The 24784-nt window shown below is 30.3% G+C and carries 43 protein-coding genes and 1 pseudogene; 22 read left to right on the top strand and 22 right to left on the bottom strand.

From position 1 onward, the window contains the following. The first annotated feature begins 107 nt into the window (after window positions 1–107). The gene (locus SIB45_RS09170; protein WP_011863249.1) at window positions 108–236 is read left to right on the top strand and encodes a high light inducible protein; all 129 of its coding nucleotides are present in this window, start codon (window positions 108–110) and stop codon (window positions 234–236) included. A 66-nt stretch (window positions 237–302) separates the two neighbouring features. Here SIB45_RS09170 and SIB45_RS09165 read toward each other — a convergent pair whose 3' ends face one another. From SIB45_RS09165 to SIB45_RS09155, 3 genes are all read right to left on the bottom strand, one after another. After that, a complete protein-coding gene (locus tag SIB45_RS09165; RefSeq protein WP_011863248.1) occupies window positions 303–1040 on the bottom strand; it encodes a type 1 glutamine amidotransferase in 738 nt (245 codons plus the stop codon). Next, the gene (locus SIB45_RS09160; RefSeq protein WP_011863247.1) at window positions 1037–1333 is read right to left on the bottom strand and encodes a hypothetical protein; all 297 of its coding nucleotides are present in this window, start codon (window positions 1331–1333) and stop codon (window positions 1037–1039) included. The genes SIB45_RS09165 and SIB45_RS09160 overlap by 4 nt, the downstream gene beginning before the upstream one ends. Before the next feature lie 121 nt (window positions 1334–1454). Next, on the bottom strand, window positions 1455–1724 hold the full coding sequence (locus SIB45_RS09155; protein WP_011863246.1) for a DUF1651 domain-containing protein: 270 nt from the start codon (window positions 1722–1724) through the stop codon (window positions 1455–1457). A gap of 149 nt (window positions 1725–1873) precedes the next feature. Here SIB45_RS09155 and SIB45_RS09150 point away from each other — a divergent pair, with 149 nt between their 5' ends. The 3 genes from SIB45_RS09150 to SIB45_RS09140 all read left to right on the top strand — a co-directional run bounded on the left by SIB45_RS09150 (window position 1874) and on the right by SIB45_RS09140 (window position 2766). Further along, a complete protein-coding gene (locus SIB45_RS09150; RefSeq protein ID WP_011863245.1) occupies window positions 1874–2056 on the top strand; it encodes a hypothetical protein in 183 nt (60 codons plus the stop codon). A gap of 73 nt (window positions 2057–2129) precedes the next feature. Continuing rightward, window positions 2130–2291, top strand: coding sequence for a hypothetical protein (locus SIB45_RS09145; RefSeq protein ID WP_011863244.1), 162 nt, complete (start codon window positions 2130–2132; stop codon window positions 2289–2291). 52 nt (window positions 2292–2343) lie between these two features. Continuing rightward, a complete protein-coding gene (locus SIB45_RS09140; protein ID WP_011863243.1) occupies window positions 2344–2766 on the top strand; it encodes a cupin domain-containing protein in 423 nt (140 codons plus the stop codon). Window positions 2767–2808: 42 nt separating this feature from the next. Here SIB45_RS09140 and SIB45_RS09135 read toward each other — a convergent pair whose 3' ends face one another. Continuing rightward, entirely contained in the window at window positions 2809–4512 is a 1704-nt protein-coding gene (locus SIB45_RS09135; protein WP_011863242.1) for a protein adenylyltransferase SelO family protein, read from the bottom strand. A 164-nt stretch (window positions 4513–4676) separates the two neighbouring features. After that, window positions 4677–6020 carry a sodium-dependent transporter gene (locus SIB45_RS09130; RefSeq protein WP_011863241.1) on the bottom strand — a complete coding sequence of 448 codons (1344 nt, stop codon included), beginning with the start codon at window positions 6018–6020 and terminating at the stop codon, window positions 4677–4679. Between the two features lie 134 nt (window positions 6021–6154). On the opposite strand from SIB45_RS09130, the gene SIB45_RS09125 reads away from it, so the two are divergent. From SIB45_RS09125 to SIB45_RS09110, 4 genes and pseudogenes are all read left to right on the top strand, one after another. Then, on the top strand, window positions 6155–6436 hold the full coding sequence (locus SIB45_RS09125) for a DUF3764 family protein (RefSeq protein ID WP_011818722.1): 282 nt from the start codon (window positions 6155–6157) through the stop codon (window positions 6434–6436). A 15-nt stretch (window positions 6437–6451) separates the two neighbouring features. Beyond that, entirely contained in the window at window positions 6452–6751 is a 300-nt protein-coding gene (locus tag SIB45_RS09120; RefSeq protein ID WP_011818721.1) for a hypothetical protein, read from the top strand. A gap of 80 nt (window positions 6752–6831) precedes the next feature. Continuing rightward, complete coding sequence (locus SIB45_RS09115; RefSeq protein ID WP_187146051.1) at window positions 6832–7188, top strand: hypothetical protein; 357 nt, start codon at window positions 6832–6834, stop codon at window positions 7186–7188. A gap of 362 nt (window positions 7189–7550) precedes the next feature. After that, window positions 7551–8854, top strand: a pseudogene (locus SIB45_RS09110) (NRAMP family divalent metal transporter). Window positions 8855–9078: 224 nt separating this feature from the next. On the opposite strand, the gene SIB45_RS09105 reads toward SIB45_RS09110, so the two are convergent. Then, complete coding sequence (locus SIB45_RS09105; protein ID WP_011818716.1) at window positions 9079–9276, bottom strand: hypothetical protein; 198 nt, start codon at window positions 9274–9276, stop codon at window positions 9079–9081. 79 nt (window positions 9277–9355) lie between these two features. Between SIB45_RS09105 and SIB45_RS09100 the strand changes: the two genes are divergently transcribed. The 8 genes from SIB45_RS09100 to SIB45_RS09065 all read left to right on the top strand — a co-directional run bounded on the left by SIB45_RS09100 (window position 9356) and on the right by SIB45_RS09065 (window position 12205). Next, window positions 9356–9586, top strand: coding sequence for a hypothetical protein (locus tag SIB45_RS09100; protein ID WP_011863238.1), 231 nt, complete (start codon window positions 9356–9358; stop codon window positions 9584–9586). Beyond that, entirely contained in the window at window positions 9562–9804 is a 243-nt protein-coding gene (locus SIB45_RS09095) for a DUF2839 family protein (RefSeq protein ID WP_011863237.1), read from the top strand. The genes SIB45_RS09100 and SIB45_RS09095 overlap by 25 nt, the downstream gene beginning before the upstream one ends. A 178-nt stretch (window positions 9805–9982) precedes the next feature. After that, window positions 9983–10117, top strand: coding sequence for a hypothetical protein (locus SIB45_RS09090; protein WP_413682126.1), 135 nt, complete (start codon window positions 9983–9985; stop codon window positions 10115–10117). 366 nt (window positions 10118–10483) lie between these two features. Further along, window positions 10484–10759 carry a hypothetical protein gene (locus tag SIB45_RS09085; protein WP_011863235.1) on the top strand — a complete coding sequence of 92 codons (276 nt, stop codon included), beginning with the start codon at window positions 10484–10486 and terminating at the stop codon, window positions 10757–10759. Between the two features lie 189 nt (window positions 10760–10948). Beyond that, complete coding sequence (locus tag SIB45_RS09080) at window positions 10949–11119, top strand: hypothetical protein (protein WP_011863234.1); 171 nt, start codon at window positions 10949–10951, stop codon at window positions 11117–11119. A gap of 191 nt (window positions 11120–11310) precedes the next feature. Continuing rightward, window positions 11311–11601 carry a hypothetical protein gene (locus tag SIB45_RS09075; RefSeq protein ID WP_011863233.1) on the top strand — a complete coding sequence of 97 codons (291 nt, stop codon included), beginning with the start codon at window positions 11311–11313 and terminating at the stop codon, window positions 11599–11601. 153 nt (window positions 11602–11754) lie between these two features. Continuing rightward, window positions 11755–11901 carry a hypothetical protein gene (locus SIB45_RS09070; RefSeq protein ID WP_187146050.1) on the top strand — a complete coding sequence of 49 codons (147 nt, stop codon included), beginning with the start codon at window positions 11755–11757 and terminating at the stop codon, window positions 11899–11901. A 106-nt stretch (window positions 11902–12007) separates the two neighbouring features. Further along, window positions 12008–12205 carry a DUF2839 family protein gene (locus SIB45_RS09065; RefSeq protein ID WP_011863232.1) on the top strand — a complete coding sequence of 66 codons (198 nt, stop codon included), beginning with the start codon at window positions 12008–12010 and terminating at the stop codon, window positions 12203–12205. Between the two features lie 28 nt (window positions 12206–12233). Here the strand turns inward: SIB45_RS09065 and SIB45_RS09060 are convergent, their stop codons facing one another. The 8 genes from SIB45_RS09060 to SIB45_RS09025 form a co-directional block, all read right to left on the bottom strand. Beyond that, a complete protein-coding gene (locus tag SIB45_RS09060; protein ID WP_011818706.1) occupies window positions 12234–12494 on the bottom strand; it encodes a hypothetical protein in 261 nt (86 codons plus the stop codon). Beyond that, the gene (locus SIB45_RS09055) at window positions 12495–12632 is read right to left on the bottom strand and encodes a DUF3721 domain-containing protein (RefSeq protein ID WP_011818705.1); all 138 of its coding nucleotides are present in this window, start codon (window positions 12630–12632) and stop codon (window positions 12495–12497) included. 105 nt (window positions 12633–12737) lie between these two features. Further along, window positions 12738–13256: a DUF411 domain-containing protein gene (locus SIB45_RS09050; protein ID WP_011863231.1), complete on the bottom strand. Its 519-nt coding sequence runs from the start codon at window positions 13254–13256 to the stop codon at window positions 12738–12740. 63 nt (window positions 13257–13319) lie between these two features. Continuing rightward, entirely contained in the window at window positions 13320–13772 is a 453-nt protein-coding gene (locus SIB45_RS09045; protein ID WP_011863230.1) for a MauE/DoxX family redox-associated membrane protein, read from the bottom strand. A 2-nt stretch (window positions 13773–13774) separates the two neighbouring features. Next, a complete protein-coding gene (locus SIB45_RS09040) occupies window positions 13775–14005 on the bottom strand; it encodes a hypothetical protein (RefSeq protein WP_011863229.1) in 231 nt (76 codons plus the stop codon). Between the two features lie 112 nt (window positions 14006–14117). Then, window positions 14118–14261 carry a hypothetical protein gene (locus SIB45_RS09035; RefSeq protein WP_187146049.1) on the bottom strand — a complete coding sequence of 48 codons (144 nt, stop codon included), beginning with the start codon at window positions 14259–14261 and terminating at the stop codon, window positions 14118–14120. Window positions 14262–14957: 696 nt separating this feature from the next. Continuing rightward, window positions 14958–15125 (bottom strand): hypothetical protein, encoded by a 168-nt coding sequence (locus SIB45_RS09030; protein ID WP_187146048.1) that lies wholly within the window; start codon window positions 15123–15125, stop codon window positions 14958–14960. Window positions 15126–15237: 112 nt separating this feature from the next. After that, window positions 15238–15339 carry a DUF1651 domain-containing protein gene (locus tag SIB45_RS09025; RefSeq protein WP_011863225.1) on the bottom strand — a complete coding sequence of 34 codons (102 nt, stop codon included), beginning with the start codon at window positions 15337–15339 and terminating at the stop codon, window positions 15238–15240. Between the two features lie 413 nt (window positions 15340–15752). Here SIB45_RS09025 and SIB45_RS09020 point away from each other — a divergent pair, with 413 nt between their 5' ends. Both SIB45_RS09020 and SIB45_RS09015 read left to right on the top strand, forming a co-directional pair. Continuing rightward, window positions 15753–16064, top strand: a complete 312-nt coding sequence (locus SIB45_RS09020; protein ID WP_011863224.1) for a DUF3303 domain-containing protein — start codon at window positions 15753–15755, stop codon at window positions 16062–16064. A gap of 60 nt (window positions 16065–16124) precedes the next feature. Beyond that, a complete protein-coding gene (locus SIB45_RS09015; protein WP_011863223.1) occupies window positions 16125–16292 on the top strand; it encodes a hypothetical protein in 168 nt (55 codons plus the stop codon). Window positions 16293–16362: 70 nt separating this feature from the next. Here the strand turns inward: SIB45_RS09015 and SIB45_RS09010 are convergent, their stop codons facing one another. The 3 genes from SIB45_RS09010 to SIB45_RS09000 form a co-directional block, all read right to left on the bottom strand. After that, on the bottom strand, window positions 16363–16527 hold the full coding sequence (locus SIB45_RS09010) for a hypothetical protein (RefSeq protein ID WP_011863222.1): 165 nt from the start codon (window positions 16525–16527) through the stop codon (window positions 16363–16365). 7 nt (window positions 16528–16534) lie between these two features. Next, window positions 16535–16720 carry a hypothetical protein gene (locus tag SIB45_RS09005; protein WP_011863221.1) on the bottom strand — a complete coding sequence of 62 codons (186 nt, stop codon included), beginning with the start codon at window positions 16718–16720 and terminating at the stop codon, window positions 16535–16537. Window positions 16721–16969: 249 nt separating this feature from the next. After that, window positions 16970–17116 (bottom strand): hypothetical protein, encoded by a 147-nt coding sequence (locus tag SIB45_RS09000; protein ID WP_011863220.1) that lies wholly within the window; start codon window positions 17114–17116, stop codon window positions 16970–16972. 187 nt (window positions 17117–17303) lie between these two features. On the opposite strand from SIB45_RS09000, the gene SIB45_RS08995 reads away from it, so the two are divergent. The 3 genes from SIB45_RS08995 (at window position 17304) to SIB45_RS08985 (ending at window position 19094) form a co-directional block, all read left to right on the top strand. Next, the gene (locus SIB45_RS08995) at window positions 17304–17942 is read left to right on the top strand and encodes an SOS response-associated peptidase (protein WP_011863219.1); all 639 of its coding nucleotides are present in this window, start codon (window positions 17304–17306) and stop codon (window positions 17940–17942) included. A gap of 32 nt (window positions 17943–17974) precedes the next feature. Next, window positions 17975–18220, top strand: a complete 246-nt coding sequence (locus SIB45_RS08990; protein ID WP_011863218.1) for a DUF1651 domain-containing protein — start codon at window positions 17975–17977, stop codon at window positions 18218–18220. A gap of 151 nt (window positions 18221–18371) precedes the next feature. Beyond that, on the top strand, window positions 18372–19094 hold the full coding sequence (locus SIB45_RS08985; protein WP_011863217.1) for a pseudouridine synthase: 723 nt from the start codon (window positions 18372–18374) through the stop codon (window positions 19092–19094). A gap of 199 nt (window positions 19095–19293) precedes the next feature. Here the strand turns inward: SIB45_RS08985 and SIB45_RS08980 are convergent, their stop codons facing one another. From SIB45_RS08980 to SIB45_RS08970, 3 genes are all read right to left on the bottom strand, one after another. Beyond that, on the bottom strand, window positions 19294–19386 hold the full coding sequence (locus SIB45_RS08980; RefSeq protein ID WP_225866367.1) for a DUF1651 domain-containing protein: 93 nt from the start codon (window positions 19384–19386) through the stop codon (window positions 19294–19296). Window positions 19387–19542: 156 nt separating this feature from the next. Beyond that, window positions 19543–19770 (bottom strand): hypothetical protein, encoded by a 228-nt coding sequence (locus tag SIB45_RS08975; RefSeq protein ID WP_011863216.1) that lies wholly within the window; start codon window positions 19768–19770, stop codon window positions 19543–19545. Then, complete coding sequence (locus SIB45_RS08970; RefSeq protein WP_011863215.1) at window positions 19771–20025, bottom strand: high light inducible protein; 255 nt, start codon at window positions 20023–20025, stop codon at window positions 19771–19773. A gap of 200 nt (window positions 20026–20225) precedes the next feature. Between SIB45_RS08970 and SIB45_RS08965 the strand changes: the two genes are divergently transcribed. Next, complete coding sequence (locus SIB45_RS08965) at window positions 20226–21980, top strand: FAD-dependent oxidoreductase (protein ID WP_225866348.1); 1755 nt, start codon at window positions 20226–20228, stop codon at window positions 21978–21980. A gap of 347 nt (window positions 21981–22327) precedes the next feature. On the opposite strand, the gene SIB45_RS08960 is transcribed toward SIB45_RS08965, so the two are convergent. Continuing rightward, window positions 22328–22942, bottom strand: coding sequence for an outer membrane protein (locus tag SIB45_RS08960; RefSeq protein ID WP_011863213.1), 615 nt, complete (start codon window positions 22940–22942; stop codon window positions 22328–22330). Between the two features lie 705 nt (window positions 22943–23647). Then, entirely contained in the window at window positions 23648–24277 is a 630-nt protein-coding gene (locus SIB45_RS08955; RefSeq protein WP_011863212.1) for a TIGR02466 family protein, read from the bottom strand. Between the last annotated feature and the right edge of the window lie 507 nt (window positions 24278–24784).

Genomic DNA, 24784 nt, shown 5'->3' with positions numbered 1-24784 from the left:
AATTAAAAATTAAATTCTAAGAAAAAAAGTGATTTAGGTATGAAACACTACAACATTTAACTTTTGGGAATAATTAATTTAAAGATATAAATCTATTTCGAGTAATTATGGAATTCGCAAAAAAAATCATGACCGAAAAAGCTGAAAAGCTAAATGGTAAAGCAGCAATGCTTGGAATGTTTGCTCTCGTAGGAGCCTACTATTTTACTGGTCAAATTCTTCCAGGTATTTTCTAATAAAAATCCTTTTTAAATTTTTTGAGGGCTTTATCAAGCCCTTTTTTACTGGATTATTATTCTCTTTTAATTATCTAATAATTCAAATAATTTACTTATTAGAAGCTTTCTTTTTGAAAAAGTTTTATCAATATATTTTTTATTCTCTTCCTTTAAAATTTCCTGACCATTTAAGCCTAATCCTTTAATGACAAACTCTTTATCTTCTTTAATCCATTTATTTATCATTTTCCCCGTCGTCTCTATATGGAATTGTAATCCGTAAGCAAAATTACCAATCCTAAAAAATTGTTCCTTACAACGTGCACTACTAGCAATGAGTACTGCTTTATTAGGTAATAAAATCCTATCTCCATGCCAATGTAGTACATGAAAAGGGTCTTCAAACAGTGCTTTAAAGTCTTTATTCGATTTGTCTATAAAAATTTGGGACCATCCAATTTCTGGTAATGCTCTTGGAGGTGATCCATATTTAAGAATCTCTACATCTCCTCCAGCAGCATTCGCAAGCAATTGAGCACCTAAGCAGACACCGATTATAGGTCTTTCATTTTCTAATTCTTTTTTTATAAAATCTCTTTCTAACTTAAGCCATGGATATCTCTCTCTTCCAATATCTTTAACTCCCATTGGTCCGCCCATAATTAAAATTAAGTCGCCTTTTTTTGTTTGAGGTAGAGCATTTTTATTATCTAAACGAATAATTTCTATTTTTAAATCTCTCTCTTTAGCAAATTGTTCAAAAAGACCTGGCCCCTCTATTTCTAAATGCTGCAAAACTAATAGGCGTCTTATTGCATTCATTCGCTTTCCATTATTTCAGCTGATTCAGAACAGACATTAACGCTAAACCACTTCATTGCCGACCAAGTATCTTCTTGGTATGTACCTGCTGCAATACTTACAAAACAATCATTTTCATACCAACTTCGATAACTGGGAGTTACTTCCGTTCCTTTTAATCTATTTTCTAAGCCTTTTCCATATTTTTTAATAACAAGATTTATAGCTTCATTCTCAATTTCTCTTTGCTTTTCATCAGCAAAACTTCCTATTGGAATAAGAAAAATAATTGATGCAATAAGAAAACGTATCATTGAGTCTTTTTCTTTATATGAAGCTAATTTTATCTTGATTATTTATTTTTAACACCGAATTCTATATTTAGAAAACTTTTAAGCTCAAAAAAAAATAAAGGCTTTTTCTTATCTGGATCCTTTATCCGTAATTATGAGATACTTCTGTCCATCCTTTTTGGTGAAGTTCGTGCCACTTTTCCCAGGCTGAATCTATATTGAGTTTTTCAGAGGATTTGTACCCTCCTGGTTCTCCAAGGTGATTTGTATAGAAAAGATGCGTATAAATTTTAAAATTAGGTTTAGGAGAATTTTTGCATTCTTCGAAAAAGATAATTCTGCTGCCTTCGGGATTTAGTAGGCACCCACTTGGCTTGCTAGTGCTACAACCAAATAAGTACTTGGGCTCCATGCTTTTCCCTTAATAGGCTTGGTAGATTTTAATACACTTGTACTATAAATTATATCCTCCTTGTTTTGTTGTCAATCCTTTTAAGGTTAAGTACTTATTTACTAATAATTATTTTGTTTTTTAATAAATAAGATAGTTTCTTTAAGCTTATGAATTACAGGGAAGATTTAGAAATCAAACTACAAAAAGTAACACTTGCAATGCAGGAAGTTGTAGATGATATCCATAAAACTGATCCTGAGAAGCAAAGAATAATTTCCAAACTTATTGAATTTAAAGAAGCAATTATTTCAAAGGGAATTGAACTTAACATTGAATTAGAGGCAGCCTAGAAATATTGAATATCTCATGAATGTTTAATAACTTTTAGAATAATAGTATTAACAAAGAAGGATTATTTTTTAAATGCAGCCTGGTACTTTTGAATTATTGATCCTAGTATTTATCTTTTTAGGTCTTCAAGCCTGGTGGATTATCCCAATAGTAATTAAGAACAATAAATTAAATAATAGAGGTAACGATTTAAGAGAGGAAATTAAGCAATTAGAAAAGTTATACAAAAAATAAATTAGTTTATAATTTTTGAAACTACCTATTATTAGTGAAAATCAAATATCTAATGAAATTAAAAAAATTTGTTCCATTTTGCTTCCTTTTTATTGGGACTTTAGCTTTACCACAACCTTCTCTTGCTGAAGAAAAGATTGAAGTTATTCCGATTATTCAAAGTTCAAAAGGACTAAGTGGTAAAAATTTTAATTATCTCGAGGGTAAGCCTGAATTAAGACTCTTAAAAGTAAAAATTCCAGTTGGCTTGAAAACTCCAATTCATACTCATCCTTCCCCAATGTTGATTCATGTTACTAGAGGAAGATTAAAGCATGTGAGGGGTGAAGAAATTAATTTTTTTAGAGCTGGTGATGCATTTATAGAGAGTAATAATGGTGGCCCCCACTATGTTAAAAACGTTGGGAAGAAGCCGGCCATACTTCATGTGGGAGTTGTATCAGTAGTTGGAATGCCTACGGCCATAAATAAATAAGATTTTCCTCAAAGTTGTTCAATCTACATGAGGATTGAAATTTTATGAAGAACAGCTGTAGTGAGATACGCCTCCATAGTTAAAATACTGGCTTGGTTTTAGTCGATTATATTTTTGATCTATTTCTGAGGGTTGTTCTATATATGGATTGCTAAAGATATCCTGTAACTCTTTTATCTTTTTGTAATTTCCCTTTTCAGCTTCTTCATATGCGGGAACCACCATCCATTCGCGCCAAGTATAGACTGGATTAAGGGATTTCATTAATGCTGATTTCGCTTTAATATTTCCCTCTTTCTTCAAGATTGATTGCCAGTTTTTAAGCCATACTTCCCATCTATTATTGAGCTCATCATCAATTGGAAAATAGAAACTGTCTTTTAACGAATATGAGTTATCAGGTATTTCAGAGAGTTTACGGAACAAAATTGTATAGTCTGCTTTTGAAATGACCATGAGATTAAAAAATTCATTTATTAGAGTTTCGTTGTAATGTTCTAAACCAAGCTTGTTTGCCCACATTTTCTTCAACTCTTTGTTCATCAATTCTGAAAAATCCTTTTCGATTTGATCTAACTTTCCTTGATCTTGTTTGTTTCCTGAAAGTAACGGACTAAGAGAGGAACAGAATGTTTTAAAGTTGATTGCCGCAGCAAAAGGTTGGTTGAAAAATGAGAAATGTTCACCTCCACCTGTCCATGGTTGAAATCTTGGATCAAATAATTCACAAAATCCAAAGGGGCCATAATCCAAGGTATAACCTCCAGCAGCACAATTATCACTATTGAAGTTACCCTGGCAATAACCAACTCGCATCCAGTTGGCTATAAGTGATATCAGTCTTGATCTGTATAAAGAAGCCAGTTTTATTACCTTACTTTCAATTGAAATCTCATTATCAATTTCATCTTTATAATTTCTATGAATAAGATGTTTAACTATCATCTTTAGTTCATTGAGGGCCTCATCATGTGCATTATTACGAACTCGTCTTGCAAAAAGTTCAATCTGGCCTACACGTAAAAAAGATGGAGCAACTCTCGTAGTAATTGCCGCTTGATTATCAATCATGATGTCAGGTTCAAAATACCTGGACCCTTTGGAGTACCACGGTCTTCTAACTATTTCTGAACGTGAAACATAAAGTGTTAAGGATCTTGAGGTAGGGATTCCTAAGGCATCCATTAATTCCTGTGCAAGAAATTCTCGTACGCTAGATCTTAAGACAGCTCTACCATCTGCTCCACGACAGTAGGGAGTTGGACCTCCTCCTTTAAGTTGCATTTCCATTCTTTTCCCATTAAATAAACCTTCAAAAACAGAAATTGCTCTGCCATCGCCATAACCATTACCAGTGCCAAAGGGACATTGTTGGGTATATTCAGTCCCGTAAATAGATAATGCATAACCTGTTGCCCAACCAACAGGACTCATTGGATAATTAGCAACAGAAATATCACCTGAGAAAAAACGACAAAAATTCTGGTCTTTTGTAAGATTTGAGCTTAGCCTTAGTTCTTTAAAAAGTTTTTTGCTATGGGAAATATATTCTGGTTCTGGAATAGCAGTTGGTACAACTGGTACGTAATGACCTGAATATACTGAACGCGGCTTATGATCATTTCCATCTTTTGTTGATTGAGGATCTGCATTAAGAGAATTCATAAAAGAATAGTCGGATAATTGAGAAAATTCAGAAAAATTTTCCGTAAGCTTTTCTTTTAATGAATTGGACTTGGTTGACATTAAATTTTTAATCTATTGTTGATTACGTTGTAATTTCTTTAAATTCAACATCTAGATATATCTTATATATCTTTTTATCAGGGATGTTTTCTTTCGTTATTTTTGATATTTAAAAGAAGTTAAATTTAATATTTACTTAAAAAAGTTCACCAGTAAAATATTGTTTAACTCACCCAGCTTTTCATCAAATCAAACACACTAATAAAAAGTCCAAAACCAATAATTGGGGGAGCAATCCATCTTGTCATGAATTTTAAATAACGTGTCGTTTTGATTCCAACTTTTGAATCATTAAGTTCTTCATTAAATTTTCCAGGGACTACCCATCCCATAAAGAAAGTAACCAAGAATCCACCAAAGATCAGTAATACGCCACCAAAAATCGAATCAACAGTTCCAAGAATATTTAAATTTAATGCAGAAGGGATGCCTGCTAAGAATAGGAAAAGAGTTATCAACCAAACCGATTTTTCTCTTTTAAAGCCGAATTTATCCATTAAAGATGAAACTGGAACCTCCAATAATGAAACAGATGAAGTTATGGCTGCGATATAAGCTAGTGCAAAAAATGCAACAGCTACAATTCTTCCTGCCGCACCATATGAACCTAAACCTGTTGGAATTGAGATAAATAAAGCACCAACAGTGGATTCAGAAATAGCGTCACTTAAACCGAATGTTAAAACTATTGGGAAAGTTATAAATCCAGCCATTAGTCCAACCAAAGTATCTAATGATGCAACTCCTACACTTAGTTTTGGAAGATTACTTTTTTTATTTAAATAGGATGCGTAGGTAACCATAATTCCAATCCCTAAGCTTAATGAAAAGAATGCTTGTGTAAAAGCGTTTCTTATTGTTTGAGGATTTCTCAATTCATTGAAGTCAAACTTAAGTAGAAATGTTTTATATCCTTCCCATGCACCTGAAAGTGAAGTAGCCCAAATAGCAAGAATCACAATAATTATGAAAAGTATTGGCATGAAATATCTAGTAACCTTTTCTATACCTTTTTTTATACCTGATGAAACTATTATTGCTGTAAGTACAAGACTTAATAGGTGGCCCAACAAAACACTGCTGCCACTACTAATCGAGCCAAAGAAGGTTTCTGCTTCAGTTAAATTCTTTGGTAATCCAAAAAATAAAGAATGGAACAAGGTATCTGCAGTCCATCCCATTATCACTGAATAATATGATGCTATTCCTAAAGGAGCTATAAAGAAAAGAATTCCTAATGGATACCAATTCTTCCCTGCCAGCTTTACAGGAGCAAGCAATGTGCTTGCCATTGCGTTTCTCCCTAGAGCCATTTCAGCAACAAATACTGGAAGACATACAATTAAAACGATCAATACATATAAAAGTACAAACGCCGCACCTCCACCCTGAGATGCTCTGTAAGCAAAACCCCAAAGGTTGCCTAGACCTACTGCACTACCAGCAGCTGCGAGAATGAATCCTAGCTTACTAGTCCATTGTTCTCTCTGAGAAATTTTTGAGTCCAAAATTAAAATCGTTTTTTATAGTTGATTTATAACTCATAAATGAAAATTAGTTAACACTTTGCTTAATAAAAACTAATTTTTTTAGATTAATTTTTTTGATAAAGATTTAGAATTAAAAAAATTTAATTATTCTTATGACTATTGAAACGACTATTTTAGATTTTCAACTAAGTAATACCTATGAGGAGTATGAATCACATATGAATGCAAAAGAACAGCAGACGATGTTTAAAGAAATGGGAGTTAAAACATTTTATATTGGTAAATCATTAGATGATCCTCAAAGGGCAACTGTAATTTTTCAAGGACCAGAAAATGTTTTATATGATATTTTTATGAATCCTGAAACAAAACCTATAGTTGAAGCTTCAGGACATATTTATGAGGGTACAAAAATAACACGCTGGGTTTCTTAAAAAAATAATTCTTTAATGAATTACCAACTTTTAATTGAATCATATTCATTTGGTTCAGCCCTTACTGAGCAAGAAATAGAACTTTTAAGTCTTGAACTTGAAACTCAAATAATGAACATTAATATATCAACAGAATTTGGATGTTTTAAATCTGCTCCCTCTCATATTTGCGAAAGTCTTAATTTAAAAAAAGATACTTATTGGATAATGTGCCTTGCTGAAATATTAGATTTACATAAGCCCCCACAATTTGGGAAAACGAAAAGTGTGGAGGTTTTCGATTTACTTCTTGAAAGAGGACTTGTTATTGGATAATTAATTATTTATTTGATTATTAAAAATGAATACTTTTTTTCTTTAGGCTGATAGGATTAATTTTGGTCAGCAAAAAAAAAATGGAAGATTCTGGTGAATTGATATTGGGAAATATTATTAAGCTAACACGATCAAGTGAAAAGAAATTTAAACTTGGAAATTTTAAAGGAGCTTTAGAAGACAAAATTAAAGCTAATGAGATATTGAAATATAAATCTTGTGATGAAAAAATTATTGAAAAGTATAGAGAAGAATTATCTAATTTGTACTCTTCAAAATTCGATCTTATATTTGATCATAAGCTTAAAATTGATGCAATTAAGAGAAATGAAATAGTACAAATGTTGGAACGTAAAAGTGAGGAAAAATTAAAAAATCATGATTACAGAGGAGCAATAAAAGCATTAAGAAGGGCAGAAAAATACTTATCAAATTAAAAAAAACTACAAAAAATTCTAAGAAGTATTGCTTATTGTGTTTTTTTTAGCTTAGTTTAAATTTGAAATAATTAGGCAATAATTTATGCAAAAACAAAATAATAAAAATCTAAAAAATGTTGAAAAAAAAGAATTAGATGTTTTGGATAGGTTTTTGAAGATTTTATGGAGAAAAGAGGTTGAATACAAAATAAATATCTGATAAAAGCATATTTGAGGGAGATATCTTATGAAACTTCGAATAGGATTCTTAATTATACTTTTTATTTTTCACTCATTATCTGTTTTTGGGGTTAAAAAAAGAGTATTAAAAAATAAATTTAGAAGGGCTCAAAAAGTAAATTAAATCATTTGATTAAAATATGAATTTAACAAAAGGAATACAAAAAAGTTTAGGTCCAGGAATTGTCCTAGCTGGAGCGGCAATTGGGGGTTCTCATTTATTATCATCCACTACTGCTGGCGCAAGGTTTGGATTTTCATTAGTTGGCCTAATCCTTCTTACTAATCTTTTGAAATATCCATTCTTGTTGGTTGGGACTAGATTTACGGCATCTACTGGTAAATCATTATTAGAAGGTTTTAAAGAGAGGAATTCTTTATATCTTCCTTTATTTCTAGTAGTTAGTCTAATTACAGGTACTTTCACAATAGCTGCTGTAAGTTTTGTCTCTGGTGTCCTTTTAACTAATATTCCCCTTTTCTCAACTTTTCCAGCTATGGATTTGTCGATAGGAATCCTGATTGTTTCTGGAATGATATTAATTCTTGGTAAATATAAAGCCCTTGATAGAATTTCCAAATTTTTAGTATCTCTATTAACTTTATTAACATTATTTGCAGTTTTATCGCTTTTGTTCAAAGGGTCAATAAATGAGTCCTTAAATATGAGTTTTTTGAACCAGAAATCAGCCCATGGAAGTTAACAAATTTAGCTTTTTTGATCCCTTTAATGGGATGGATGCCTTGCCCAGTAGAGTTATGTGTTTGGCCTTCTTTATGGATGTTTTCTCGAGCGAAAGATTCAAATTATAAGCCAAATATTAATGAAGCAGAATTTGATTTTAATCTCGGTTACTTAATAACTGTTGTTACGGCTATTTTCTTCCTTACTCTTGGCGCAATAACAATGTATGGTACTGGCGATGGAATGCTTTCCGGAAGTGGAGTCTCCTTCGCTCAAAAGTTAATACTCCTTTACACTAAATCCATCGGGAATTGGGCTAAATGGATCATAATACCTGCAGCATTTGCCGCAATGTTTAGTACTACAATTACTTGTCTAGATGCATATCCAAGAAGTATTTCTGCTATTCAAGGTTTATTGAGAGGCACTGATTTTGGACACCTGGATTCCAAAGCAGAGCGCAATAGATTTCAAATTTGGATGATTGTACATATCTTTGCATCATTAATAGCTTTGCTGATTGCAAGGTCAGGAGGTATAGGAGTAAAAGATTTTGTATTTGCTGCAATGACTGGAAGTTTTCTAACCGCCCCTTTATTTGCTTGGATGGCAATGGATACTATAAATAGCAAATTAGTCCCATTTAAAAATAGATATGGATTTTTTCTAAAAACAATAAGTTGGATAGGATTAATTTTTTTAACATTATTTAGTTTATTGTTTATTGCAAATTCATTTTTTGGGCTTGGGATTTACTAATTTGAAAATAAAAAATAATTAAAGGGTTGATTTTTCTTCAGAATTCGTTTTTGTAGAAATGTATTAATTTTTGGTACTTATTATGGTTATGCCTCAATCTACTTTAGAGAGCTTATTATTTTTTTTGATACTATCTCTTGTTGCAACTTACATTGTTAATTTAAAGTATTCTTCAAAGTTAAAAATACAAAAGTAGTTTTTTATTTATCTTTTTTGAATTTGATTTATTTCTTTGGATCACTCCAAGTTTCTTTGTATAACCAACTCAAAAAAGTAAGAGTAAGTATATTCCCAAATGCATAAGTAATTCCTAATAATGGGTCATAAATATTGGCAATAATCGTAGACATTATAAAGATTATTAACCCTGAAACAACCAAATCCTGAATAGGCAAATGTTTAAAATCTACCGAATTTATCATTTGATAATTGTTTTTAAAAGATTAAATTAATTATAAAACAAACAAGTTACTTATTTTTTTATAAGGCAACACCAAAGATATGAATAAATTTACAATGGCAAAAATAATTATAGTTTTTTCATCATTATCTTATTTGAGTATTGCTTTTTTAAGAAATTATAATTCTCCAGAAAATATAGAAAAAAGATGTATTCTTAAATTCGAAAAAGATTTTAAAAATAATTTGGAAACATCTCATGAAGAATGGAATCAAATTTTAGATATAGCTGATAACAATTATTTAAAATGTATGGGAATTCCTCAGTATTAATTATGGGTGAGGCAAAGAGAAGAAAAAATTTAGGTATTCCGCCTAGAGAAAAAACTGAAGATATAAAGTTGCCTCAACTTGATAAAAAAGCCATACAACAAAAAGTAAGGACTACATTGTATAAATATCCAATTATCCCTTTTCTTTTTTATGGAGCTGCAATATTGATCCTAATAGGATGTTTATTTTATGTTTTCAAATCCTTTAATATTGCTTAATTATGATGATTCTTTATTTTGTTATTTATGATTTTTGGCATCATCAATAAAAAAACTTGAAGGATAATAAATGAACAATTTTTTTGTGCAAATATAATTAAATAATTAATATATAAGAATTATTTACGATTGACACCATCATATAGTGTTGTAATTTTGAATTAAATTAAAACTATTTATGAAAAAAATAAATAAAAAATATGCTGAAATTATGCGTCAAGCTGATAAGGCAGTTGGAAGAAAAGAAGTAGTTAGTTTATTAAAAAAAGCTGCGATTATAATGTCTAAATCAGAGGTAAATTTAGCTGCTTAAATGATAAAGCTATTTTATTAGGAAAAATAAAACACAATAAAGAATAATAGATGAGGATGCAGCCATAAAGATAAATGGTAATATCATGCCTGAGTTTAACCATCTTAAAAGTCTAATTTTTTTGTTAATTACTCTTGGCATTTTTCCTTAATCTCTTATTTGCAAATTAACAAGTAAAAAAATTGTGTAAATGATTAATTAATCTTTTTAAATATCATTCTTTAGCTATTTTGGAATTAAATTTTCTAAAGAAAATTATTTTAATTGCATCAGGATTTTTTATCTTTAGAGATATTTTTAGGTAATTAATACCTTGTATTCTTCAAATTTCTTATGCAAGATTTAGAAACATTAGATTTCTAAATAATGATTAAAAATTTAAAAGATGGCCCTGAAGAATTTAAAGATTATGATTCAGAACTGTTACTTAAAATTCTAAATAAGACATCACTGGAAAATGAAAAAGGTGATGATAAAGAACTATTTGTAGATGAAAATTGGAAAATAAGTTCAAAAAATATGAGTAATATAATTCCTTCAGATAATTCAAATTTGAAAAGAATATTATCAGATATTTTCCCAAATAAAAAAATAGTGATTCAGGATAATAATGATAGGTCGCAAACAATTTTCTTATCCTAATTTAGGAAGTATTAAAACCTTATTTATACTATCTATTAAATATTTATTTTTTTGAGAAAAATTTAGTAAAAATTACTCTCGCGAAATTTTTTTAAAGATGTTATCGTTCACTAACGTTCATCCAAGTTTATATCTCTGGACGCATGCAATGGGAGTAGGGAACGGGATTCTCATTAACTGCAAAAGACCATGAATAACCTCTTACAAATAAGAGAAAAAATCAAAAGAGCCAATAGGCTATATGAAGCCCAACTTTTGGCTACTAAAAGTGGAGAAGTTACTCCATACAGAAGATCCGTCTTTGAAGAAAGGATCAAGAAAACACAGAAAGAAATGAAATTGAAAGACTCAAAAAATTAAATTCTTTTTTGAAACTGATCAATTAAGAGGGGGTTGATCCCTCTCTTTTTTTATTTTTATAAAAACAACGTAACTATTAATTTATTTTTTCGATTATCGATTATTAAAAAGAACATAATTTTGATGCTTTTACAGTTGATTTAAATTATATAAATGGCAAATTTAATTCAGTAATTAAGAGGTAAATAAATATGTTTAAAAAGAAAAATAAACAAATTAAAACCTCACCCAATAAATCAAATTTAGATCAAGTTTTATGGTTTATAGAAAATTATTTGCCCCAAAAGAAAGATCGAGGTGTTCAAAAAAAATTGTATATGGATAATCTAGAAGCAGAGACTATTAAGATATTTTCTAAATTAGCCTCTACACATACTAAAAAATTATTACCAACTACAAAAAATACAACAATCTCTTTTACCTTTGGTAATTGGGCCTTGCCTTACTTGAAATTGCTCAAGAAAATAGGATTAGCAAAGTAAGAAATTGTAATCGGCTATAACTACATTTATCCCGCAAATAAAAATAAATAAAGATTAAAAAGTCTCAGAAAGTTCTTTTTGAAATTTAAGGAGGAATACTTACTTTACATAAAAAATACAATTGCTAAGTTAAAAATAAGAGATCTATTGATTATGTTTCTAAATTATCTGCCTAGTGAGATGGTTGAAGTTGTTGGTTTGACAATGATTTTTTCATTTCTAGTTGGAACTATATTAATTTTGTTATTTACATCAGATCAGGCAAATACAAAGAATCTATATTTAAAGAAGGCTAAATAAATTTTAAATGATTTGTTTATCTATAAAGGACCTCTGTTCTTAATAAAGTTAACTCGCAGGTGTGGTACATAATTTTTAATATTGATACATAAACAAATTTAAGATTATGGGCGAAGCTAAAAGAAGAGAAGAATTAGGATTGCCACCTAGGCAAAAAAATGAATTAAATAAATCTGATAGATATCTTTCATGGCTCCCAATTACTAAATCAAGAATTAAGAAATACCCCTATATGGGTGTAGCAACAATGGCACTAGGAGCGATAATTTTCTTAGTAAGTGGGGGCGCAAATAGTATTAATTAGTAAGATTTTGGCTTAACTGAGAATATATCTAAGATTTTTTTTGTAATAGTTTAATGCCAGATATTATTGAGATTATTGAAGCCATACCAAGAAATATCGAGTAAAAAGGTTGCAAATTAATAATGCCAAAATTACCTGTATGCCATTTTATTAACCAAAAAGAATCTATTCCAAGTGGTTGAAGAATACTATAAATAGTCCCAGATACAATAGTAATTAGCAAAGGGATTGCTGAAATTGCGGTTATTTTCCTGTGAATTTTTCTTTGATTTGTTTTTAATTTTTTCATCTATTTCCTCAAATAGATATGTAATTCTTTTTCGTTTTTGCATGGCATCCATTTATCTTTATTCTTATGTATTCCTTTGCAACCAAGTTCTAAAGATCTATTTTCGGCGTCCTCTTCAGAAAGAAATGTACCACGCATATGTGCATGCAAATAACTATTGAAATTTAGAAATAAGGTAAGTAAAAAAATAAAAAATTTAAAATTTCTAAGAAAAATATACATTATTTCAAAAAAGTATTTTTATTAAGGAGAGATTTTATCAAATATTTTTGTTTTGCCAGTTTTACTAAATGAAACTACTTTGTAGTTCTCATAATCATGAGAGTGCGAATCGTGAGAATGCATTTCCATCCCTGGAGAGCCAAGTGGCATGCCTGGAACTGCTATCCCATTGATATTTGGTTTTTCTCTAAAAAGTTTGTTGATTGATTCAATCGGGACATGTCCTTCAATCATATAGTTAGCTATTTGAGCAGAGTGACATGATCTCAGATTATTGGGAATTTGATATTGGTTTTTAATTACTGAAACATCCTCAACTATATTATCAACAACTTCTAATCCATTATCTCTTAAATGATTGATCCATTTTTTGCAACAACCACATGATGCTGATCTGTAAGAAATAACTTTTGGGATACCTACATTTTCTTGAGTTAAAGCAATACTCTTATTTGGATTAATTATATTTGTAAAAAGAATTCCAGAAAAAATTAGATAATTTAAAAATCCTCTTTTCATATATGTTTTTTTTAGTGCCATGCTCTAATTATGACGATTAAATTTAATTTCTAATTTAAACATAAATGAAAATTTATTAAATCGCTAATTAAATAAAATTAAGACACTCATAATTGCCATTAATAGATTTTCGATAAAACTAATAATTCCCAAAGGAGTTTTTGCATATCCACCGATACATGCACAATTTAATTTTAATTTATCCAAATAAACTGCCTTAAATACCGAAATCATTCCAGAAATTCCTAAAATTAGAGCGATAACAATAATTAAAGTGGGTGGAGAAGAATTAAGAAAACTTATTCCAATTAATAATTCGCAAAAAGGGTAAATATATATCCACTTATCAAATTGAGAAGATATTAAATCATATTTCTTATAACTTGTTCCAAAAGCTTCAATATCCATAAGCTTAAGCATTGCTAAAAGACAAATTGATATACCCATATAAATTTGGAAACTTTTAAGCAATGTAATGGTTATTAATAGTGAAGTGCCAAAGACTGCAATTAAGGGGGTAAATGACTTAAGCTTCATTTTTAACTTTTAAGGATAGAGTCACAAATACTAGATGGATTTGCTTGTTTAACTATTTTTAGTCTTTTGATAAGTTTGTCTCTATTTATTTGATGTTTTAAATATTTAATACATAAATTTTTTTCCTGATATACCTCTGCTATTGGAGCAATCTTTAAAGCAATAGCAAAAGTACCAATAACTAAAAATATGTTTGTAGCTAGTCGAATGTTTGGTCGAAAATTTGATCTCATTCGTATTCTTTATTTCTGTCAATAACTTCCCTTAAATATATATCTTTTAGCTCGTCATTGTATCCATTTTCTTTTGCAAATTCCTCTAATTCCTCTAATTCTTTTCCTGTCATTAATCAGATTTAGATATATTGTTTTTCATATTTTCAATTTGGTTGATTAATTCATCTAACCATTCTGTATTATTTTCGGATCTTTTCTGGAAATATGTAATTTTAGGTTGATTTATTTCTAGTGTCTCATAATCTCCACTCATAAATTCCACCTAAATTTATACTCTGCATAATTTATCTAGAGAGATTATGCACATCAATAGGTTCTATTACTTATTTGACATTTACCATGAGTAATAAGTCGCTTTTTTAATAGTATAAATATCAAGGAATTTATCTTTAAAAAAAATGGCAACTAATGAAGAACTAGAAAAAAGAATTGAGACTTTAGAAAAAGAAGTACAACATCTAAAAGCTGTTCTGCAATATTAAATGAGAAATAAGAAAAAGTGATTCTAATTGCATAGAAATTACTTTTGGTCAGATAAGCATTTTCTATTGGTTGTTTTAGTTACCTAATGAAAAAGCTAAATATTAAAAATTAATCCATAATTAAAAAATTTTTTGAAAAAATAACTTTAGTCATTGATATTTAGAACATATTTGTTTTTATAAATATAAAACTACCCGATATGATTAACTCAATAGCTATTACATTGTTATTATTAGGCTCTTTAGTCGCTTACAAAAGACTCAAAAGAAAGAAACGGCAATTTCACGCACCACCTACAAATCAGCTTCCTAGTTAAAGATTAAATCCCGTCTTCGTCTTCTCCAAAAGGATTGTATCTAATATCCCAGATGAGAACTACTGCTATAGATAAAAGCAATAGGCCAAAAATAACTTGAGGAGGTGGGAATAACATCAATGAAATATAACAATTATCAATAAGCTTTGATTACGAAAATTTTAAAGGGTAATCGATATTGTTTGGTTCTAAATGTTTTACATAACATGCTGTTGTGCAATCTACTCCTTCACTATTGATGCTACAAGAAGTTATACATTCAAAAAAACTTTCCAAAGCATCGGAATCTTTAATATTTGAATAAATGTCTTTATTCATTGTTAATATTCCATTCTGAAGCTTATCTAGCAATTATTTTTTAATAATGTCAAATTTTAGGTAAAGTACCTATTCACCATTTTTTTTTAAAAACTGTTAATTCTATAAGTTTTTACCACCCTTCCTCTAACAGTTTTCTATATTTTTTTCTCGCCTCTTCGATAGATTCAACCATAGAGTCTTTCAAAACTGGCTTACTTGATCGCTTAAGCACACAACCATAGGAAATTAAAATTTCATTAATTCATAGAAGGATTCTTAGAACTATCATCAAAAGTTTCAAATACATTAATTCTCGATCTAGCTTTATTGATTAAAGTAAATTTTTCCATAAAAAAAGGGCGTTAGCTTCGCCCTAATCAAAAAGCGGGATAATCCCCATCACCCAGCCTTTTTAAAATCTTAGCACTACATATGGTGTTTGTAAGTATTTAAAATTACCTATTGATGGGGTTGTTTGTTTCTGTTTAATTTGTCATTATAGGAGTCCCCATCACCTAGGCTCGAAAGAGTCTTTTTTTTTTGCTTTTTTTCCTTTTAGGCTTAAGCTCTTTTTAATTAGTGTTTAAAGACTTTTTATTTAATTTTTAAATTCGATAATTAATAATTAAAAAAATAATTTTATTCATGCAAACTTACATCTTACACTGGCAATTTCCAGATCAAGAAAGTCATATGCAAGGGGCCGAAGCTTTTGCAGGTTTTGTGGAAGGAGGATGCGAAGGTGATGAATTTGATGGGTTTAAAGTTCTTAATCGAGTACTAAATCCTGAGGGGGCTAATGGTTGGGCAATAGTTGAATCTTCAAACCATCAGAACATTTGGAAATGGAGTAGTATCTGGGTCGATAATTTTGGCGTAGAAATTGAAGTTACACCAGTTCTAACAGATAAAGAATTTCTTTCCGTCCATAAAGAAATTGCGGCAGCCTCTAACTAATGGTTAATCTTTTGTGTGTTTGATTGTTGATTTAAAATAAAAAGGTAGTAGCTATTTTTTATGGGAAAATTTTCTTCTGAAGAAATTGAAAATCAATACAATTTAATAAAAATGCTTTTAGCTGAACCGGAAAAGTATAGTGATGCCATTAATGCAATAAAAAAGGATATTGCATATATGCCTATAGAGCTTAAAAAAAAACTTGAGGAAGAGAATATTATCTTATGAATGAATTGCAAATATCATTCATCATGATCGTTAATTTTTAAAAAAATTAGTAAATAGCTATTCTCTTAAACTAACCGAGGGAGTCTAAATCTCTACGGTGGTGAACTGTATTTCCGTCATCATGTGGAACTTTCTGTTCTCTCATTAAATCTGCAATTGTTGGAAAATCTTTTGCATTATCAAGATCTCTTGCATTTTTATCTTGAATTGCGAATTGTGATCTTTTTAAATTCATAATTACCTCAAAATTTTTGTTGGATTCTGATTACAGATCCTGGATTCTCATGTACGTAAGAGTTGAATTCTCTAGCAAGCATTAGGCAATCGTATGCATCGCGTGCGTAGAAGCCAACTTCATGTGTCTTATTTGATGAATCTTTGTAACTCAACACATATTTATTACAAGATTTTATTGGTCTTGAAGGCATTGAATTAACTACGTTACCACTAAGTTCTAACTAAGCATGCTCATCAATCGACTAATAAAAATGTACGGTTTAAGGCACAAACATATACGGATAGAGGACCAACAACTAAATTTAAAAATGAATATAATGATTCAGTAAATATAGTTAAAGTTAGAAAATATTTCCTTTAATCTTAGAAGATTATTCTCGAAGGTATCCTTTTATCTCAAGCATCTTTTACTTTAAAAAAAATCTTTATGAATACCTTATTTATTTCGCTAGATTAGTGTGTTCTAATTTATAAATGTATTTTTCTCCATCATCATCCCCATCGTCATCATCATGAAAGGAGGAGATTAATACATAAACTCCTCCAAGTCCCAGTAACAAAGATAAGTAAAGAATTGGATCTGCCATAAATTAATCTTGAAACATTCAAATTAAATTTGAGGAAGCTTTTCAATATCTATATTTTCTTTTAATTATTTAGATGAAAAACTTTCTAAGATAAAATAATTGTTTTTTATTTGAGAAAATTGAAAGTAGATCTAAAATAGGGAAAATTTGACTTTTTAAAGTGAGTTTAAAAAGATTTTAAAAATCAATGTGCGGAAGATTTGAGCTGAAAACTAAATTTGAGAAGTTGCCAAAGGTTTTGAAAAAAGACTATCCAAGTGGACTTGATTCTAAATACGAGACTCAAAATCTCATAAGACCTAATGATCCTGTGCTTGTAATTAAAAACGAAGGAAAAATTAAGACTACTTTTATGACATGGGGCTTTATTTCTCCTTGGGCTAAAGACCCATTTGATAAAGAGAGACCAAGACCATTTAATGCGAGATCAGAAACCGTAGAAGAAAAAAAATTATTTAGTGGAAGTTGGAAACATAAAAGATGCCTAATACCTGCGAGCGGTTTTTTTGAAAAAAAATATCGTGTTAGAAAAGTAAATCATGAGACTTTTTGGTTAGGAGGAATTTGGAGTAAGTGGACCTCACCAGATGGAGCAGAACTTGAGAGTTGCTGCATTTTAACTACTGATCCAAATGATTTAATTAAACCTTTACATGACCGAATGCCTGTGATCGTGCCTAATGGATATGAGGAACAATGGACAGAGCAAGTTAAAGATGCAGATGAATTAAAAGGGTTATTTGCAATCATGATGAATTGGTCCCCTGATGGTTGGCTAGTAGAGGATTTAAAGAAAAAAGAAACTGATCAAATGAGTTTGTTTTAAATGGAACGCTTACTAATCCCAAGGTTAGATTAATGGCTCAATCTTATTGGTTGATTAATTCAAATAGGTCAGAAGTTAAAAGATTTATGAAAAACGATAAGAGTATTGATGGAGTTTTTGAGTATATGTTTATAGATACTGGAAAAATAGTTGGGGGATTAGGAAACAAACCACCAGTAATGAAGAATACAGTTTCTGTTGAAATAGATTTAGCTAGGGAAATTTATGTAAGATTACTTTCTAAGGGATGGAGGAAAATTGAAGAAGTTTGGACTTAGAAAGAGAGTTAGATCTCTGCGAAGTAAATTAATCATGAAAAAAATCTGAAATTCAAAAATGAGAATTCTAACTAAAATTGACAGCCGATCTAAAATATGAGGAGATTAGTAAATTATTTTATTTAGTGCAGATACAAATGAAACATCAAAAATGGCTACCAGAATAAATAAATATTTAAGTGAAGTCGGTTATTGTTCTAGAAGAGAAGCAGATAAGTTAATCCTAGAAGGAAAGGTAACTATAAATGGCGAAATTCCAGAAATTGGAACCAAAGTAGAAGATAATGATCAAGTAGAAGTTAAAGGTCAAAGAATAGAAAAATCAAAGAGACAAAAAAACATATACTTAGCTTTTAATAAACCTGTAGGAATTGTTTGCACAACAGATAAAAAATTAGAACCCAATAATGTCATAGATTTCATTAAATACCCTAAAAGAATTTTCCCTATCGGAAGATTAGATAAGCTCAGTGAAGGATTGATTTTTTTAACTAATGATGGAGATATCGTAAATAAAATACTCAGAGCAAGAAATAATCATGAAAAAGAATATATTGTAAAAGTTAATCGTCCGATTAATAGCAACTTTATAAAAAGCATGAGTAATGGAGTGGAAATATTAGACACAATTACTAAAAATTGTTTCGTAGAACAATTGGGTCCAAGAAATTTTAAAATAATACTTACACAGGGGCTTAACCGCCAGATTAGAAGAATGTGTGAGGCCTTAGGATATAGAGTACGATCATTAAAGCGTGTAAGGATCATGAATATTAAGTTAGACGTGCCCACAGGAGAATACCGAGAACTTAGTAAAGAAGAACTTCTAGAATTAAATGAATTACTTGAAAACTCCTCAAAAACATATAACTAATTAAAAGCCAATAAAAGTAATTGGGAAGTTAAAGTAAATTGGTTAGCAAAAGTGAAAGATTTATACTTTTCGACTTTGGTAGGAATAGAAATAGCTTAAAGATTATGAAAATCCTACTACTTGCTCCGCAAATGATTAGTAATTCAGTATTATTTGATCATCTATTAAGGATTAGTAGCCCAAGCTCTCTTTTTTTTGTCTAGTCTTCCTCTGTTCTTCTCCAACCCTGAGCAATTAATTCCTTCCATTCTTCTCTAGCTGCATCTTTATTTAATTCTTCTCTGGTTGTTATTGCAGGTAATTCTTATACCCAAGTAGAAGTAACCTTCTCAGTATCAATAACCATATATTTAAAAATTGATCTTTATTAATTGTATTTTCGATAAACCCTTTTAACCTTGATCTATTTGAATTAACCAACTAGTAAGAACTAGTATCCATTACTTTTTTAAGGATAAAAGTTTACTTTCCAACGCATCAAGCAATAACTTAATGGGTTGTATCCATTACAATTCCAGAACTTGAATATTTTTACAGAGAACTGATGGAAATTGGAATCATTGAAAAATGCCCAGCCAAAATAAATAGCAAATGCAGTTAAAACAAACGCAGCATATTGAAGCCAATGTGTTCCAGACTTATCTAAACCATTTTTGTCAAAATTAGAATTACTCATTTAAAGGATTGGATAAGCTATCCATCCAAATAAGCTGTAATTAATAATGACAGCCATGAAACCTATCATTGCAAGTCTTCCATTTGTTCTTTCAGCAATGAACCAATAGGTATTTGGCCATTCAAAATTCTCCCCCATATTGGATTTTTGGTCGTCTGAAATTGGTTTCTCTTGAGAAGTATCGTCTTGGTCAAGATAATAATTACTATCTGGGTAAAAGCTTTCGCTTGAAAAGTTATCTTTAAATTTACTCATTTTGTTAGGTTTCTGGATTTTGTATATCTTAAAAAATAAAAAGGCTAAATAGGTTAAAAATTTATTTTTTGGGTCATTGATAAGGAACTAAACCACCAAGTGCAGGTTTACTCCACTTTTTGACCACATTTAGAATTTTAGAATTATTTATGTCTTTCGAAAGCAAAGAGTTAAAATTAAATTACTAAATTAACTTAAAATTGCCTGTTAAAGAGCACCTCACTCAGATATCAAATGTTCTCGTGATTGGATGCGGTGGAGCTGGTTTAAGATCTGCTATTGAAATAAAAAAATCTGGTCTCGATGTATGTATTCTAGGAAAAAGACCGAAGACTGATGCTCATACCGTCTTAGCGGCAGGAGGCATAAATGCTGCTTTAGGCAACTTAGATAAAGAAGATTCATGGGAACAGCATTTTATTGATACTTATTTAGAGGGTTATGGCATTGGGGATCCTTTAAAGGTTGAAATAATGGCTAAAGAATCACCATCACTAGTAAAAGAAATAGATAAATGGGGAGCTAACTTTGCAAAATTAAAAAATGGTGAACTAGATCAAAGATTTTTTGGTGCGCACAAATATCGCAGAACTTGTTATTCAGGTGATTTTACTGGATTATCAATTTTAAAAACTCTCTTAAAAAAATCAGATGATTTAAAGATTCCCATCTATGACAATCAATATGTAACTGAATTATTGATTAGGGAAAATACATGCTTTGGAGCAATGTCATTTAATTTGTCTACTTCAGAGAGGACTGTGCACTTAGCAGATGCGGTTATTTTATGTACAGGAGGGCATACAAGATTATGGAAAAAAAGTTCATCTAGAAAAAATGAAAATACAGGTGATGGTTATTATTTAAGTCTAAAAGGAGGATGTGAATTAATAGATATGGAAATGGTGCAATTCCACCCTTCTGGAATGGTCTTACCCGAAGAAATTGAGGGTACTTTGGTTACTGAAGCGGTAAGAGGTGAGGGTGGAAAGTTAATAAATAATAAAGGCGAAAGATTTATGAGAGAATATGATCCGAAAAGGATGGAATTATCTACGAGAGACAGAGTAGCAATTGCTAACTATACAGAAATAATTGAAGGCAGAGGAACCAAAAATGGTGGTGTTTTTCTTGATATAAGCCATAAAAGTAAAGAGTTCATTATTGAAAAACTTCCAAGCATATACAGACAATTTCTTGAAGCTCAAATGCTTGACATTTCAAAATCACCAATGGAAGTTGCGCCAACTGCTCACTATTCTATGGGCGGAATTTTAGTTAATCCTGAGGATTTATCCACTTCTGTAGAGGGTCTTTTTGCGGCTGGTGAAGTTGCAGGAGGACTTCATGGAGCTAATCGTTTGGGTGGTAATTCGTTAGCAGAAATTATTATTTTTGGAAGACGTGCTGGTATTGCAGCCTCAAAATATTCAAAAAATTTAGCTCAGCAAATGAGATCAAATAAAGCCATCGCCATTGCCCATCAAAATATTAATAAGTTTATTAAAAATGGTAATGAATTGGTGAGGCCTCTTCAAAATGAATTGCGATTAATAATGTGGAAATATTGTGGGGTGATTAAAAACGAGACATTACTTTTAAAGGGGTTATCAAAAATAGAAAGTATCAAAACAAAACTTAGTGATGTTGATGTAAGAATTGATCAGTATAATTGCGAAGATCTAGCATTGATCTTTGATTTACAATCTTCTTTGTTTAGTGCAAAAGCAACAATTATTTCGGCATTACAAAGAAATGAGAGTAGGGGCGCACATCAAAGAAGTGATTTTCCCTTACTTGACCCCTTATTTAAATTTAATTGTGTAGTAAGCATGGATGATGATAATAATTTGAAAATCTCTAAAGTACCTCTAAAAGAATTAAATAAGGAACAAAAAATAATTGTTAAAAATGCAAAAAGAGAAGAGGATATTAGAAATAAACTGCTTGAGTAATAGGGATATTTAATCCTTAATTAAATAGTTAATTACGTTCTTTATAAAAAAAATTAGATTAATGTAAAAATAAATTCTTGATCACTATCTGACCAAGTTTCGAGTGGTCATATTTTTGCAATATAAAAGCGGGTCTGGGTAACTCGCTAGTACAACTTGCATTTAAAGAGTCGGGGCGACAGGATTCCAACCTACAACCCTGTGCTCCCAAAGCACTTATTTAATGAAAATAGCATTAGTTCTATATGGTTATAATTAGAAAAATTTAATTCTAACTTAATTTATTAGTTCTTTTATATGATATTTGTTGGCTATTCGTTGGCGATTATTTAAGAATAAATTGTCTTTTAAAACTTAAATTTCACTCCTATATGAGCTGAAAGCGTTTCAGATTCGGTAACAGTTACAAGTGTCCCATCATCAGTTACGTTAATTGTGTCAAATCCCAAGTATGTTATTTTCCCTGTTATGTCAGTATCTGAATTTAGAGCATAACTTATACCTCCACTTAAGCTGTAGGTAGCAACGTCATCTGTACAGTCATCTGTGCCTCCGGCAGTACATAAATTTACTGCATCCACATTTGTTGAACCATATCCTGCTCCTATAAATGGAGTCCATTTTGTATCCTCAATTGGAAGATCTATATATCCATTTAGGATTATTGAACCGAACTTAGCTTGATGGTCAGTAACTATAGTTGAGATTGTATTTGTATAACTAACATCTGCTCTAAAGTGCTTTCCAAAGTCATATCCGAAGCTTCCTTCATAACTAAATCCGGGATCAAAAGCTAATGCGAATGGAGTTCCTACTAAAAGTAAATCAGAAAAAGTACCAGCACCTGCACCGATAGTGCCATAAAATCCTTTTTCATAATCATCCGCTTTTAATTCTGGAGTTAAAGGCAAAATACTCATTGATGCGATCGATAAAGCAGCAAAAGATTTTAAGGCAGACATAAATTTAAAAAAGATTATAAAGAAAATACTTTATTTAAAAAACTTATTCAACATTTGTTTCTTTATTAAGATCAAACTATTTTTTGGCGATTCGTTGGCGCATTGGAGCCAACGAGTAAATGAAATAAAAAAACGAGTTTGGGTAACTCGCCAGTATGAATTGGTTTTGATTTAGTCGGGGCGACATGATTCGAACCTGCGACCTAGTGCTCCCGAAGGACTTAACAGTCATAGTGCGGTAATGGGTATTCAAGCAAGATCTAATTTTGATTAGTTCTGCTAGGTTTGATATGACAAATAAAGTAATATTTTTCATCAAAATATTAGTTAAGAAAAATTTAACAAGCATTTTATACGAGGTTTTGATCTATTTAAATCAATTGAAATTTGAGAGATAAAATATAGTTTTTGGAAATTACGAGTAAAAATTATGGAGTCATTTGATTACTTCGAATATCTAAATTCAATATCATTTCATCCTCCCTTTAAGTGGGCCATCTTATAAGCGACCAGAATCCCTATTTATTTCTTTAAGAAGTATTTTCAGGGGTGAGATCATTTGAGATTTTTTGACCATAGATTTATTGGTATTTGGGTATTTCCTATTGCCTTGAAAGGAATGCTTTTTGCAACCCTACTAATAACATTTCACCTTTCAATTAGCCATATTTGACCGCTGTTAGCTATTTATAAGTGAAGAATTTTTCAGGGCAAAGATCTATTTAAAATAAAGTTAAATGAAAGACTTATACGGTCCTCATCAGATAAATTTGTCTCTACTGCATGAGGAACCCAAGAAGGGAAAACTAACAACATATTTTCTTTTGGAGGAATTGTGATAATCGGATAATCATAGGACTGCATTTTATAACCATCTTTAAATTGACCCATGTAAGCCATTGAATTTAATGCTGCATCATTAAAATTTCTATAAAAAAGAAATCTTCCTCCACTCATTTCTTTAGGTATTTTTATAAAAAAAACACCCGAATAATTATTGCCGGAATGTACATGAGGAGAATTAGAGGCTCCTTTCCCACTAATATTTATCCAAAAATTAGCCAAATTAAGTTTCCCCCTTCTACTGACTTGATGAATTGAATTAACACAATTAGCTATCTCAAACATCAACTTATTGATTTTTGGGATATTTTCAAAATTCCTTATATCTTTAGAGTGATATCCGTTTAAACCAGTATTACTTTTTATAACCCCTTCCTGATCATTTTTCTTAATTATATATGACTCATTTTGCAATTCTTTTATACTTTCTTTTAATTCAACTTCCCAATATTGGGTAGGAAATAAAAATTTTGGATTAATCTTAATATTCATACTTTTTTGTAAGTTAGATCAATAAATTAATTATGAAATTATAAATCACCTTGCATAAATAGATACTGTTTTTGAGAAGCAAAATAGATACTTATTATTATTGACAACTATTAAAAAAGATTTTGACTCTGCCAAGATGCATTTGACATCAAACTGATATCAAGAGAGTAAAGTGAATTTCCCCATTAAAATAGCTAGTCTGGATGACCAACTAATATAACTTAGTTTTTAAGAGTCGGAGCGACAGGATTCGAACCTACGATATAGTACTCCCAAAGCACTAGTACTAACTTCTGAGAAATCTATAAGACATTTGTTATGTTCTGAGGAAATACTAGTTTTAGCAGGTAATTGGAGACAAGATTTTGATGGTTATAATTAGTTTTAATTAGGATTATTTATTTTCTGGCTTTACTCTTAGCTCTGATTTTTAAATTGACTTTTTGTTTGCTTAAGCTGCTCTTAACAAAAGAGGGACAATTAAATTAAATACAGATAATATCAATA

This window comes from Prochlorococcus sp. MIT 1304, from assembly GCF_047305015.1.
Lineage (GTDB): Bacteria > Cyanobacteriota > Cyanobacteriia > PCC-6307 > Cyanobiaceae > Prochlorococcus_A > Prochlorococcus_A marinus_E.
The sequence above is the reverse complement of the archived record's forward strand: the minus strand, read 5'-3'. Positions and strand labels throughout refer to the sequence as shown.